Genomic DNA, 14,168 nt, shown 5'->3' with positions numbered 1-14,168 from the left:
GCATAGATTAGAAAGTGGCGTTCAGCGTCAGGCCGTAGTTGCGGGTAGCGGGCGGCATGAAGATGTCTACACCGGACAGGCCGTTAGCGGTAGACATAGTCATTTCCGGATCGTATGGCGCTTTTTTATGGAAGTAGATAAGGTTGCGGCCGGTGAGGGAGAAACGCAGCGCTTTCATCCAGCTGTTTTTCACTGGAACGGTGTAGCCGAGTGACAGTTCGCGCAGCCTTACCACGGTAGCGCTGTACATGTATTCGCCGGATACCGCTTCGCGGCCGCCGATGGTACCGTACCATTTCTGCGGGTCTACGCTGGTAACAGCTTTCTGGTCGGGACCAACAGCATTGACAACAACGCCGCCGGCGTCGCGGGCATCGCCGGTCGCTTTGGACACACCGTACTGGTCCATCACGGACTGGGTCACGGACATTACCTGGCCGCCGAATTTACCATCGATCAGGAAAGACAGGGTGAAGTCGCCATAAGAAAGATTGTTGTTCCAGCCCAGTTGCCATTTTGGATTGGCGTTGCCGAGGTATACAAAGTCACCGCCCTGTTTGATAGGGTTGCCTTTGTCGTCAATTTTAATACGGCCCTGTTCATCCCGTTGCAGCACGGTACCGTAGATATCGCCGAAAGAACCGCCTACTTTGAATTTGGACACAAAGTTAGCACCGGAAGCACCGCTTAGTACAAACTCAGGATTGGTTTCCGCCAGTTCTACGATACGGTTATCATTCACAGAGTAGTTAATACCGGTATTCCACTGGAACTTACCGCCGCGGAACACGTCATAGCGGAACACGGCTTCGATACCTTTGTTCTGGATGTTACCCGCATTGAAGTAGAACAAATCATAGAAAGATGCCTGTGGTGACTGGATACTGAGCGTCTGGTTGTGGGTATTGGTTTTATAATAGGTAACGTCTGCCGTCAGCCTGTTATCGAAGAAACGCCATTCCATACCGAATTCCAGTGATTTGGTTTTCTCCGGTTTCAGATCGGTGAAAGGCGCCTGTACATTACTGATGGCGCTACCTACGCCAAAAGTGTTGTCTGCAACGTGGCTTTTGTAAGGATCGGGGGAGTTACCTACTTCTGCATAAGAGCCTCTTACTTTGAGGAAGGTGATAGCTTGTGGCAGCTGCATCATCTGGCTCAGGATCAGGTTGAGGCCTACAGAAGGATAGAAGTAGGAGCCGTTCGGTGTAAACGCGAGGTTGGAAGACCAGTCGTTACGCGCAGTCACGTCCAGGTAAGCCATTTCTTTAAAGGAGAGGCTGGCGCTACCGAAGGCGGACTGGAACTGGCCGTGGTTTTCCGGCAGTGTGCCGGAGTTGAGCGCGTTCATGGTGTTGAAGTTCTGGATGTTGAACACGTTGGCGATTTTCAGGCCATCCTGGCCTGAATTGAATTTCACACCGGTAGTTTTCACATCACGGAGACTTCCGCCTAATACGCCGGTAAGACGGAAGTCTTTGCCGACAGGTATGTTATAATTCAGCAACAGGTCGCCGTACTGCTGGGTAGTAGTGGCATTGTTATAGTTGTAAACGCCATTGGCAGGGGCCAGTACTTTATAGGTGCCGGCATACATTTTCTGCTCATATACATCGTTGATACGGTCAATACTACCGCGGGCCTGTACATTCAGCCAGGAATTGATTTCATATTTCAGGCTGGCGTTGAGCAGCAGGCGGTTTCTGTTCAGTGTGTTGGGATTGCGTTTGGTGATCCACCAGGGGTTCTGCTGGATGTCTTCCAGGTAGGCCCAGTTCTGAACAGGGAGGAAGTTGCGGGACGGGTCGGGTATGGCAAACTGGTCTTTGAAAGGCCGGATGTCCTGACCGCGGGGGAAGAGATATAAGCCGGTGAGCGGATTTAAGTACAGCCCGGAGAGCGGCGTATTGTCGATCTTCTGGGTCATGTAATTCACGTCGGCTTCCGCAGTGAGTTTATTGTTCAGGAAGTGACCTGTTTCCTTGAAGTTGATATTGTGACGGCCCAGTTTGTTGCCGGGCTCTATGCCGGTAGCGGCGGTATTGGCGTAAGAGAAATAAGTCTGCAGTTGTTCCGTGCCGGCAGACAGGCTGATGGCGTTGGTATAGGTCTGACCTGTCTGGAAGAAAGAAGACATATTGTTGGCTGCCGGGCTGCTGAGTTTGGGGCCCCAGCTTTGCGGGGAGGTAGGATTGGCCTGGCCGTAATTATTCTGGAATTCCGGTTTGTAGGCTGCCTGTGCCAGGTTTACGCCGGAGGAGAAATTGATTTGTGCTTTACCGGTTTTGCCGCTTTTGGTAGTGATGAGGATCACGCCGTTGGCGCCCTGGCTGCCGTAGAGGGCCGCTGCGGAAGCGCCTTTCAGCACGGAGATGCTTTCGATGTCCTCCGGGTTCATATTGGAGATAGGGTCGCCGCCGTCATAGGCGTTGCTGCCGCCATAGGCGCTGGTAGGCTGGTTGGTGAGGGCGTTGTTCATGGGTACCCCGTCAATCACGTACAGTGCCTGGTTGTTACCGATGCCGGACTTGTTACCGCGCAATACTACTTTGGCCGAGCCGCCCACGCCGGAGGCGCTGGGAGAGATAGAGAGGCCGGCTACTTTACCGTTGAGGGTATTGATCAGGTTCGGGTCTTTGGCTTTGGTCAGCTCGCCGCCGCTCACCTGCTGCATAGCATAGGTGATGGCTTTCTCGGAGCGTTTGATACCGAGGGCAGTCACCAAAACGCCGGTCAGCTGGGTGTTGGACATATTGAGCACGACCGCCAGCGTGGTATTGCTGCCTACAGTGATTTCTTTCGTTTCATAGCCGATGGAGCTGAACACCAGTATTTCTTTGGCGTCGGCCTGGATGGAGAAGCCGCCTTGTTCGTTGGTGATGGCGCCGCGGGTGGTGCCTTTTACCTGTACGCTGACGTTGAACAGCGGTTTACCATCGGCGCCGGTAACGGTGCCTTTGATGGGCGCTGCCTGGAGTACGCTTTCAGGCACCGGTTTAGGGCTGATCACGATGATCTTGTTGACGATCGAGTATTCCAGGGGTTTGCCTTTCAGGCATTTGTCCAGCACGTCCGTCAGCGGGGCGTTGTTGACATTCATATTCACAGGGCCGGAGCCTTGCAATAACTTTTCATCATACACAAACTCGTAGCCGGTTTGTTTGCTGATGTTATTGAACACGTCGTACAAGGCTAACCGTTTCCCTTTAAGGGTGACCGTTTGGGAAAACGATTTAGCACTCAGGTGCAGGGTGACAGCCAATAGCAGGGTGGCAGTTAATTTCATAACCAACAGAAATTTTCGGAGCAAAGGCCGTTCTGGCCGGCAGGCTTTGCCAGTAGTAAGTTGTTGCATACTTTTGTGTTCGTGGCTTTTAAAAATTCAGTTTCTAATCCTCAAGGTGAAATTGGGTAGCCATTTTTTGCCGGGCTCTGACTGCAATCGGAGTCCGGTTTTTCTACCCCTAATGGTGGTTGATGTTGTTCATTACGTGTTCATACCATGAAATCTTTTAAACGTTACATAATTTTTACTACAGGTATAAGTGTTAGTGGGGCGTCACCGGTCTTGCGGTGATGGTATGCCCTTCCACTGTGAATTTGACGCGTTGGGTCGTTTCCAGGGCTTTGAGCAGGGCGCCAGCATCTTCCCGGCGGGAGATCACCCCTGTAAGGTCGATGTCGGACACGTTCCCGTCGTAAGCCACTTCTATGTCGTACCAGCGGGCCAGCTGCCGCATGATGGTGCGGATATTGGTGTTGCGGAAGCGGAACTTGCCTTCTTTCCAGGCGAGGGCTTGTTCCACGTCGGCCATGCTGGTTTCAAAAGTGCCGCCGTTCGATGAGATGGCGGCCTGGTAGCCCGGTTGGAGCAGGCTTTGCTGGTTGCCGCGGGCCACCTGTACGGCGCCGTCTACCAGCGTGGTGCGGATGGCCTGTTCATCGGCGTAGGCCATCACGTTGAAGCTGGTGCCCAGCACGGTAACGGTCATCTCTTCCATGCCCGGGGTGTTGACTTTCACGTGGAAAGGCATATGGGCATTCTGACTTACTTCAAAATATACTTCCCCTGTCACTTCCACCAGCCGCTCTTTTCCGGTGAAAGCTGCCGGGAAACGGATGCTGCTGGCCGCATTGAGCCATATCTTACTGCCATCGGCCAGGGTAAGCTGGTATTGACCGCCCCTGGGCGTAGCCACCGTATTATAAAGTGGTTGTTTGTTGTTGCCGTTGCCTTTGTAGGTCAGCGCCCCGTTGGTATTGCTGATCTGCGTATTGCCCTGTACGGCCAGTGCGCCGTTGCTGCTGCTGTCCAGCGTAATGGTACTGTTGTCCGCCAGGATGAGCATCGCTTTGTTGCCGCCGGGCGCCAACGGATTGGGTTTGACGGTGGCGGCCACCGGTGCAGGAGTGGCCGGCCGGCGCATCAGGAATACGCCACTGGTAATGATACCCGCCGCCAGTACTGCCGCTGCGGCATACATCCAGCGCTTGCGGATGGCATTGCGCACTGGCTGTAGCGGTGTTGCCTGCAACACCTGTTGTAACACCGCCTCTTTCTCCCCCGCCGGCCATTCGGCTTCGGGGGCTGACCCGGTATACAGTGTATGCAGGATATCTGCCTTGATCTCCTCTTCAAATGCTCCGCTGGCAACTGCTTCCTGCAATTGCGCCAGCTCATCCGGACTCAGCGGCTGAGATTTATATTTATCCAGTAGTTGCCTGATTTCAGCGACGGTCATTATAGCGACTTTAGAATGGTGACAGCTATAAAGACGAACGATGGAAAGAAAAGGAGTATTCGCTGTTAAAAAATTTTTAAATTTTTTTTGTCCGGGAGATAGAGTGGGGTTAACTTATTAAAAATCAATCTGTTTTAACTTAAAAAAACCAGAAGTTGTGCAATTGTTGTTTGATAATTGACCGTAAAGAGCGGAGGGCCAGCTGTAATTGTTTTTTAACGGTGTGAACGGAGATATTCAGCTGATGGGAAATTTCTTCATTGCTCAGTCCCTGTTTGCGGGCGAGGTAAATTTTTTTGCGCGCCGGCGGCAAAGAGTCAATGGCGTCATGCAATATCTGCTGGTATTGGTGGTCCTGTACCACATGGTCTGTGTCGTTGGCATAACCAGGCTCCTGCATACCGAGGTAGGCCATGGCTTTTTGTTTTACCTGCTGCTTGCGGAAGCTGTCATATATGTGGTTACGGGTCAGGATAAAGAGATAGTCGGAGAAGTCATCGATGGCGTCCAGGGCTTCGCGCTTTAACCATACCCGCATAAAAATTTCCTGTACCACTTCCCTGGCTGCTGCAGGGTCTTTCAGATACAGCATAGCAGCGTTGAACACCTGTTGGCTGTAGGTGTTAAACATGCGCGTGTAGGCGGTCTCGTTACCTGCTGCTATCGCTAGTAGTTGCTCTCTTTCATCCGGGATAGATGACCTTGACAATATGTACCTGATTTTCTTCCGCCTAAATATAGGAAACAAATCGGAATCGGCGCTTCGGGGGAGACATGACCTTGGACCAGACGACTTCCTCCCGGGCGGCAGGCCGCCGTCTTTACCATGGCCGGTCCTTGATGATGCCCTGAAAAGCCGCGCTGAACCTGATTCTGGAAAAAATAACCTAATTTGGGCCGTCCTTACAGCAGGATAACAACAATTATGTCAGGTATCAATAATCATCCATATCCACTCAGGACCGTGCAGGTAACCCGCTACGTCACCCCGTTGCGGGAGGGCGGTTCGCTGCCTGCGCTGACAGAAGCCGACGACGGTTTCCTGTATGTGCTCAAGTTCAGAGGCGCCGGCCAGGGCGTGAAAGCCCTGATCGCAGAATTGATCGGCGGAGAAACAGCCCGGGCGCTGGGCCTTAAAGTGCCGGAAATCGTGTTCGCCACGCTGGACCAGGACTATGGCCGCAATGAAGGCGACGAGGAAATACAGGACCTGCTCAAATCGAGCGTAGGCCTGAACCTTGCACTGCACTACCTCTCCGGCGCCATTACCTATGATCCGGTAGTGACTACCATCGATGAAAACCTAGCCTCGAAGATCGTTTGGCTTGACTGTCTGCTCACCAATGTGGACCGTACCGTACGGAACACCAATATGCTGATGTGGCATCAGGAACTGTGGCTGATAGACCACGGCGCATCACTGTACTTCCATCATTCGTGGGACAACTGGGAGGAACAGGCCACGCGGCCTTTCGCCAAAATAAAAGACCATGTATTGCTGCCGCAGGCTACGCAGATAGCTGCAGTGGACAGCGCTTTCCGCGCTATACTTACACCGGAGCGCATCCGCGCCATCGTAGATCTCGTGCCGGAAGAATGGCTGACCGGCCATGAAGACATTTCCCCTGCAGAAAGACGCGAAGTATACGCACAGTTTTTAATCAGGCGGGTAGCCTCTTCAGAAATTTTTGTAAAAGAAGCAGTATATGCAAGATCAACACTTATATGAGTACGCCGTTATACGCGTAGTGCCACGGGTAGAGCGGGAAGAGTTTCTCAATGCAGGTGTTATGCTCTACTGTAAAAAACAGAAATTCCTCCAGATGCGATATACGCTGGATGAAACCCGCTTGCGCGCGCTCTGCCCTGTCATCGATATTTCAGAGCTGGCCGCTTACTTCTGCGCCATCGAAAAAATCTGTAACGGCGGCCGGCAGGGCGGACCTATTGGCATGCTGGACCTCGCCTCCCGTTTCCGCTGGCTTACCGCCACACGGAGCACCATCGTACAAACTTCCAGAACACACGGCGGACTATGTACAGATGCGGCCGCTACGCTGCAACGTCTGTACGAGCAACTTGTGCTCTTGTAATTACAAATCAGGAGATGTTTTTGGGAAAACGGCTATTAATAACCGTTCTGTAAGGAAGCCCGCCATTCGTAATTGATTCAGGTCTGATTATTGTTGCCATCTTGCTAAACCCGGTACGATGGCAGCAACCAGAGCGGTTACCGCGCCTTCCCGTAAAAAGGCCGTCAAACCTGCGGCGCCAAAGAAAAAAGCAGCGGCAAAGAAAAAAGTGCCTGTTGCCGGTGGTTACAACGCATGGAAACAGTTTGAAGGGAAACAATATACCGGCATGAAAATCGGCCGGAGCCATAAATGGAACTATGATGCCGGCGTGTGGCGCGAAACCAAGATCACGCCCGACCTGTGGGAGATCTCCTATGAGGTGGTCAAACGTCGCGCCGGCCACGCCCCGGAAGGTTCCGGCGTACCTGTAGGCACCGGCTATCACTGGTATATCCTCGCCAATCAGCAGGTAGACAAAATTAACGCTGACGACTACACGACGAAAATGTCCGGCTTTAAATTTAAGCTTGCACACAAACGCGCCTCCAAAAACAAATGGAGCGCTTCCCTTAACAATCAGCGGAAACGTATGATCAGTTTCCTGCAGGACATGATCACCCAGCTGAAAAGCACTTCCGTGCCATTGGAATTTTCTTACAAGGACACCGCTTATAAGGGAGAGGCCATTCCTGTGATGGAGACCTGCGAGGAAGGGGATTGTGTGGAGTGGGACATCTACCTGAATGATGAAAGCAAGGGCATCATCCGGAAAATGAAGAGCGGTTGGAAAATGAATGGGGTAACAGACAAAGGACTGATCAAAGCGATTGCCGGTATACTGGCATCAGAAGGAAGCTGATTCCACCAGCTGCAGCTGCAGTTTCAGTTTGGCAGCGACCTCGGCGCCTTCGAACCCGATGTTGGCAAAACGGATATTGCCCCTGGGATCGATGATGTAAGTAGCCGGAATAATATTAAAACGGAATTTCTCTCCCACATCAGGATCGGTATTGTAGTACACCGGGAACGTGTATTTCTTGTGGCCGAACCAGCCCTGCGCATCGGCAAGCGTGTTACGGGCGCCGCTGTTGACCACCATAAACACCACTTTGGGATTGTCTTTATAGGTTTCGTACAACTGTTGCAGGTACGGCATTTCCTGCATGCAGGGAACGCACCAGGTGGCCCAGAAATCAATCAGTATAATTTTACCTTTCAGCGCGTCGGGCGATACCGGCTGTCCTTTCATGTCTACAAAAGACTGCAGCGAAGGGGCCGGCCGGCTGATGAGCTGGCGACGTACCTTGTCCAGCAGTATTTTTTCCCGCAGCTGTTGCACACTTTTCAATTTTTCGGTGTTATGGGTACGGGTATAAAAGGTGGTGGCGTTGTTGAGCGTTTCGTGGTCCTGCGAGATGACAAGCGCGCTGTCCATTTGTTGTGCGCCTTCGTGCAGGCGTGCCTGTTGGAGGTCTATTAACCCCAGCAGCGAATGCAGGTTTGCCTGTGCCTTGCGGGTTACAGCCTTGCGGGTGCTGTCATCTACAAAGGGGTAGATGTAGCCTGTTTCCGGGAAGTGCCGGATAACGCCGGCGGGGAAGCTGTTGGCCTGTGCCAGCGCCAGTTGTGCATAGTAGCGGGCGGTGTCCGGCGCCAGCTGGTTGGCCTGCAGGGTAGCGGCCAGGTCTTTGAATGTTTCCGCGGTCCATGGGTTACGGCGTTGGCTGGCTACCTTACGGGCATGGTACAACGTTTTTTCAGTATTATGCTGTGCGGCATATAGGGCAAACAGCTGATCATGCATGCCCGTGTAGTCGTCGGCGTTTTTAGCTGTCTCCTTTTGCAGGGCCTGTTCGAGTAACCTGATCCGCGTAGCGGTATCTTTTTCTTTACGGATGTTGGACGACAGTTGTTCTATGCCGGGTCCGCTGTCGGGAAAACGTTTCATCACTACCTGGCGGATAGAGTCTACCCGGCTCTTTTCACCGATGATCAGGTAGCCCATGGTGACTTTATTCAGGTTGCCGGCAACGGCGGGGGCGCTGTTGAATTTCTGCGCGATTACCTGTAAGGCCTGCTGATGCGCGGTTTCCCGGCCTTTGGCGTCAGGAGCGTGTTGCATCTTGTATTGCAGCAGCCGTACTTTGGCCTCGTAGTTACCGGGATAGTGGTCCAGCTCCTGTTGGTACAGGGAGGCCTGTTCCGCGGCGAGCCCGGGCGACTTGCCTCTTTGTGCAGACAGACTGTAAGCCTTGTACAACAGGCCGTTTTCTACCGGCTGTCGGCCGGTGTATACGGGGACTGCGTAGTGGCTGTCTGCTGCAGGCTTGTCGGTGAGCTCACCGCTTTCCAGGTAAAAGGTAGCATAGGTGGCAAAACCTGCCAGGCGGAAGGAGGTCGTCCACTTTGTTCCCTGCCGGTGCAAGGGCATTCTGGTCGCTACATCATAAAAATTGGAGTAGGAGAATACCAGTGTGATACCGGATACGCTGTCAGGGATTACAGCTCCCGGTGACTGTGGATCGTAGGTCACCGTAACAAGATCACCGCGCTGCGGATATTGCGGCGTGATGGTTATCCGTTGCTGTGACCGGGCGTTGATAGCAACGCCGGTCAGCAACAACAGTAACAATATGGCAAATGAAAAACGGTACGTCATTAGTATCCCGGGTTTTGGGTGAGGTTGGGATTTGTGCTGGTAGCGTCTACCGGGATGGGGTACAGGGTGTCTGTATCCTGCCAGTTGACGCCTTTGATGGGTTTCAGTACGGCGGAGGACTGTTTGGTCCGTTTCAGGTCAAACCAACGGTGGCCCCATTCGGTGAACAGCTCCAGGTGTCTTTCTTTGGCCACAGCTTTCAGCAGGTCGTCTTTGCTGAGAGATGCGGACAATTTCGGAAGGCCGGCGCGAACGCGGATGGCATCAATGTCGGCGCGGCCGTCGTCCGGTTTGCCTTGTTGCAGGCGGGCTTCGGCGCGGATAAGGTATTGTTCCGCGAGGCGGAGCACCATGGAGTATTCGTTCACCACGCCAAGCGTACCTAACCTGATTTTGTATTTATACGGGAAATAATAAGTCGCGCCTGTAGAAGTCTTACGGAAGCCGGTCCAGTTGGCCAGCCGCAAGTCATTCGCCTCAAAGCGGGAGATAAAATGCAGGGTGTCCAGGCGGAATACCGCAGTGGCCGTAGGGGTGGCAGGAGTGGCGGTAAAGCCTTCCCAGGTATTGCGGCCGCTGGCCACGTTCACGGGTTGCAGTTGAAAAATGGCTTCACCACTATTGGCCAAAAATACTTTATTCAGGTCTTGCAGCAGACTGTATTTGCTGTCGGCGATCACCTTGCCGGCGGTGGCTTCTGCCAGCGCCCATTGTTGATTATAAAGATAAACCCTTGCCAGTAGCGCGTTGGCGGCCGCCCGGTTAGGGCGTACGCGTGTACCGGTGGGATAGTCGTCATTCATCAGTGATACGGCTTCGTTCAGGTCTTTGATGATCGTGTCGTATACAACAGACCTGGCTGCACGTGGTTTGAGGCCATTCTCTTCGTAGTTGGTAGAAGTGATCAACGGCACATCGCCATACATATTCACCAGGTAGAAATTGAAGAAAGAGCGCATGAAATAGGATTCACCCAATAGTTGTTTTTTCACATTGGGAGAAAGGCTCGTGGTTTTCTTTAACCCTTCCAGGCAGGCGTTGGTATGATAAATAAAGGCATACTGGTCGGCAAACATGCTCGTTACATACTGGCTGCTGGGCACAAGCCTGTTTTGCCGGAATACGTCGTAGTTCTCGAACGGGGAGAAATAGTACATTTCATCGGCCTGCATCGACGACAGAAAGCTGGCCAGTACATTGGCAAACTGGTAGTTATAGGCGTTCATGCTGGTGTACAGGCCTGTTACTGCGGCAGTAGCGGTTTTATCGTCTGTGAACACCAGCTCAGACACCAGCTCGTTTTTAGGGAGCGGGGTGTCTACATATTTGTTACAAGCCACCGTAGCGGAAACAGCCAGTAATGTGAAGTATATATAAATGCGTTTCATGTCCGTGTTTTTTATCAGAGTGACAATTGTAATCCTATGGTATATGTTTTTACCGGAGGCATCATCCTGCCCTGTGTTTCGGGGTCATATCCTTCATATCCGGTGATGGTAAACAGGTTCTGTGCGAGGCCGTACACGCTGGCGCCGGCCAGTTTCCATTTCTGTACATACTTGGAAAGATCATAGCGCAGCGAGAGATTTTTTAACCGGATAAAGGAAGCATCACCCCACTGCGCGCTGGAGATGGCAAAGCTGCGGAAGTTGGCGGCACCGGAACCTGCGGTGGCTTTAGGAGCACCGGCGATATCACCGGGAGCGGTCCAGCGGTCGAGTGCATACAGGCTCTGGTTGGAGCTGGATCCAAGATAAGGTATACCGTAGCCGTAGTTAAAGGAGGTGCCTTCCTGTTTTACGAACTGGAACAGGAACTCAAGACTGATACCTTTATAGGAGAAACTGTTTTGCAGACCGCCATAGAACTCCGGCATATGATTGCCGAGGATGACAAAATCGTCCGGATCGGAAGGCGTGGTAGTGGTACCGCCTTTGGCGCTCTGGAAAAGCGCAAGGCCGGTTTGCGGATCAATACCGGCAAACCGGAACCCTTTCTGAATGGTGATCGGTTTACCTATCACCATTAGATTTTTATAGGAGGAAGCTTCGATGTTGGGGAACTCCTTCAGTTCATTTTTATTGATGGACATATTGAAGGAGGTACGCCAGGTGAAGTCTTTCCGCTGTATGTTGGTGGAGTTGATTTCAAATTCCCATCCGCTGTTGAGCACTTTGGCCGGGAAGTTACGCGTCACGGAAGGGAACCCTGTCTGCGGGGATAATTTATAATCCAGCAGCTGGTTATCTGAAATGTTATGATAATAGCTGGTGGTGAGGAGCAGACGATCTTTGAAGAAGCCCAGTTCGAGGGCTACCTCTTTTTTGCGGCTCACTTCCCAGTGGTAATTGAGGTTGGCCAGCCGCGCAGGGGTAAGGCCGGTGATACCGTCATACGGGAAGGAGGTAGACTGCCATGCGTCGAGGTAGGCGTAATCACCGATATTGTCGTTACCGGAGGTGCCGATGCTGGCACGCAGTTTACCATAGCTGAGTACGGACCCTTCCGGGATGAAGGATTCTTTGGTGAAGATCCATGCTGCGCCTACCGCACCGAAGTTGCCGAAGCGGTTGCCCGGTCCGAAGCGGGTGGAGCCATCGCGGCGGAAGGTGGCGTTGAGCAGGTATTTTTCCTCCCAGTTATAGTTCACTTTACCGAATACCGCATTATAACGGTAGAGCGCATACGTCGTAGTTTTCGCGGTGAGTTTGGCGGCGGCGTTCATGTTTTCCAGCATGGCGTCGCTGGAATAGCCTTCCCCGATCACCCAGCTGCCTTTGCGGAGGGCTTCCTGCCAGCTGCCGCCCACCAGCACCTGCAAGGTACCTTTGGCGATAGTGGTGGTATAATCGATCTGCGGTTCTATGATGTAGGTATTGGCTTGTGTATTGCCGTAATTGGCGGTACTGGTAGCAGTGGTATTGGGGTTGTTACTTTTCAGCGGTACCAGTTGTGTCTGTTGCATATCGCTGCGGGTATAACCCACATTGGCTTTCAGGTTAAGACCCGGCAGCAGGGTGTAACGGATGTCTGTTTGTGCCACCAGGTTGTTGGTACGGGCATCGGAGCTACGGAGCAGAAAGGCCATGGGATTCATGCCCGTGGGGCGCCAGTAGTAGCTGCCGGTGGAATCATAAATCGGGTAGTTGGGAGCCATGTCGGTAAAACCGGCGAGGCTGGCGGCGATGGAGTTATCGCGCAACGAAGAATAGTTAACGACAGCGCCTATATGAAAACGACCATCTTTATTACTGTGGTCTATGCTGAGGCTGCCCGCGCCTTTGGTGAAGCCGAGATTGTTGGGCATTACGGTAGTTTCCTTACGGAAAGTGCCACTTAGTCTGAATTGTGTCTGGGCATTACCACCGGATACGCTACCCTGTGCTTCTGTGACATGACCGGTATTGCCAATCATCAGCTTTTGCCAGTCGGTGGTTTTCTGCTGGTCCCAGATGGTCAGGTCAGGGGCGGTTTCATCGGTATACGTTTGGTTATCATTCCGGAAGGCTTCTTTGCGCATCTGGATGAACTGCGGGGTAGAGAGCATGTCTACCATGTTCACTACTTTGCTGCCGCCGGAATACACATTGAATGTTGTCTGGGTTTTACCGGCTTTTCCGCGTTTGGTGCTAATGAGCACTACGCCGTTAGCGCCTCTGGACCCGTAGATGGAGGTGGCGTCTGCATCTTTCAGTACGTCGATCCGTTCTATATCGGCCGGGTTGATGGATGCCAGCGGGCTTTGGTTGCCATTGGCGGAGGTGAAAGCATTGAGGGGGTCTGAGATGAAAGGCACGCCATCGACGATGTAGAGTGGCTGGTTGGCTTTTAATACGGAGTTCTGGCCCCTGATGCTCACATTGAAAGCGGAGCCGGGGAGACCGTTGCTGGAGGTGACCAGCAGGCCGGGCACGTTTGCCTGCAGGGCAGACAATGGGTCCATCACAGGATTGGAAGCGATATCGCTGGTCTTTACGCTGCTGACGGAGCCCGTATTGAATCTTTTGCTGGTGGTGCCGTAGGCGATGACCACTGTTTCATTGAGCGCACTTACGGCAGCCTGTAACACGACGGGCACATTGGTATCATTGCCTACAGTGATTTCTTTGGGTTCAAAGCCCACGTAGGTGATCACCAGCACATCGCCGGAACCGGCTTTAATACTGAATTTACCTTCCGGATCGGTGATGGTGCCGGTACTGGTGCCTTTCACCTTTACCGTTACCCCTGGCAGCGGCACGCCGGCGGCATCTTTTACGGTGCCGGTCACCGGTTGCTGTACAGGTGCTGCGAGAGGAAGGTCGCGCCGTTTGATGAAAACGGTTTTGTCTTTGATGGTGTAGTCCAGTGGCTGGTCTTTAAACACGTCGGCCAGGAAATCCTGCAGCGGCTGCTGTTGCGCCTGTACGCTGACGGGCCGTGTGCTGCGCAGGAGTGCCCGGTCATAAAAGAACAGGTAGCCGGTCTGTTTTTTAACAGCCGTAAACACATTTTCCATGGAGATGTTGCGCGCAGAAAGCGACACTGTCTGCGCAGAAGCGCCGGCAGAAACCTTTAGTGTGGCCGCAATCAGTAACATCACTGTTAATCTCATTGTTAACGCAATTTTGGTTGGTAAAGACCCTGGTATAGAAAGAGTCTTTGCATAAAGATTCAATTGCATAGATTTGCATTGTTTGGATGTAAATAATC

The 14,168-nt window shown here is 52.6% G+C and carries 9 protein-coding genes; 3 read left to right on the top strand and 6 right to left on the bottom strand.

Annotated features, from left to right (window positions below):
* Window positions 1–7 precede the first annotated feature (7 nt).
* The 3 genes from B5D63_RS20870 to B5D63_RS20860 all read right to left on the bottom strand — a co-directional run bounded on the left by B5D63_RS20870 (window position 8) and on the right by B5D63_RS20860 (window position 5,451).
* Window positions 8–3,286, bottom strand: a complete 3,279-nt coding sequence (locus B5D63_RS20870) for a SusC/RagA family TonB-linked outer membrane protein (RefSeq protein ID WP_078670781.1) — start codon at window positions 3,284–3,286, stop codon at window positions 8–10.
* A gap of 262 nt (window positions 3,287–3,548) precedes the next feature.
* Window positions 3,549–4,742, bottom strand: coding sequence for a FecR family protein (locus B5D63_RS20865; RefSeq protein ID WP_078670780.1), 1,194 nt, complete (start codon window positions 4,740–4,742; stop codon window positions 3,549–3,551).
* A gap of 139 nt (window positions 4,743–4,881) precedes the next feature.
* Window positions 4,882–5,451, bottom strand: coding sequence for an RNA polymerase sigma factor (locus B5D63_RS20860; RefSeq protein ID WP_143313017.1), 570 nt, complete (start codon window positions 5,449–5,451; stop codon window positions 4,882–4,884).
* A 216-nt stretch (window positions 5,452–5,667) separates the two neighbouring features.
* Here B5D63_RS20860 and B5D63_RS20855 point away from each other — a divergent pair, with 216 nt between their 5' ends.
* The 3 genes from B5D63_RS20855 (at window position 5,668) to B5D63_RS20845 (ending at window position 7,676) form a co-directional block, all read left to right on the top strand.
* The gene (locus B5D63_RS20855) at window positions 5,668–6,471 is read left to right on the top strand and encodes a HipA family kinase (RefSeq protein WP_078670778.1); all 804 of its coding nucleotides are present in this window, start codon (window positions 5,668–5,670) and stop codon (window positions 6,469–6,471) included.
* Window positions 6,449–6,835 carry a DUF3037 domain-containing protein gene (locus B5D63_RS20850; RefSeq protein ID WP_078670777.1) on the top strand — a complete coding sequence of 129 codons (387 nt, stop codon included), beginning with the start codon at window positions 6,449–6,451 and terminating at the stop codon, window positions 6,833–6,835. The genes B5D63_RS20855 and B5D63_RS20850 overlap by 23 nt, the downstream gene beginning before the upstream one ends.
* 118 nt (window positions 6,836–6,953) lie before the next feature.
* On the top strand, window positions 6,954–7,676 hold the full coding sequence (locus B5D63_RS20845) for a hypothetical protein (protein ID WP_200817058.1): 723 nt from the start codon (window positions 6,954–6,956) through the stop codon (window positions 7,674–7,676).
* Here B5D63_RS20845 and B5D63_RS35330 read toward each other — a convergent pair.
* The 3 genes from B5D63_RS35330 to B5D63_RS20830 are packed head-to-tail and all read right to left on the bottom strand — an operon-like array spanning window position 7,662 to window position 14,070.
* Window positions 7,662–9,476, bottom strand: coding sequence for a TlpA family protein disulfide reductase (locus B5D63_RS35330; protein WP_078670776.1), 1,815 nt, complete (start codon window positions 9,474–9,476; stop codon window positions 7,662–7,664). The two genes, B5D63_RS20845 and B5D63_RS35330, sit on opposite strands and share 15 nt — an antisense overlap.
* Complete coding sequence (locus tag B5D63_RS20835; RefSeq protein ID WP_078670775.1) at window positions 9,476–10,864, bottom strand: RagB/SusD family nutrient uptake outer membrane protein; 1,389 nt, start codon at window positions 10,862–10,864, stop codon at window positions 9,476–9,478. Before B5D63_RS20835 ends, B5D63_RS35330 begins: the two co-directional genes overlap by 1 nt.
* A 14-nt stretch (window positions 10,865–10,878) precedes the next feature.
* A complete protein-coding gene (locus B5D63_RS20830) occupies window positions 10,879–14,070 on the bottom strand; it encodes a TonB-dependent receptor (protein ID WP_159456105.1) in 3,192 nt (1,063 codons plus the stop codon).
* Window positions 14,071–14,168 lie beyond the last annotated feature (98 nt).

Source organism: Chitinophaga eiseniae, assembly GCF_900167135.1.
Classification (GTDB): Bacteria; Bacteroidota; Bacteroidia; order Chitinophagales; family Chitinophagaceae; genus Chitinophaga; species Chitinophaga eiseniae.
This window is presented reverse-complemented; position numbering and strand designations above follow the sequence as displayed.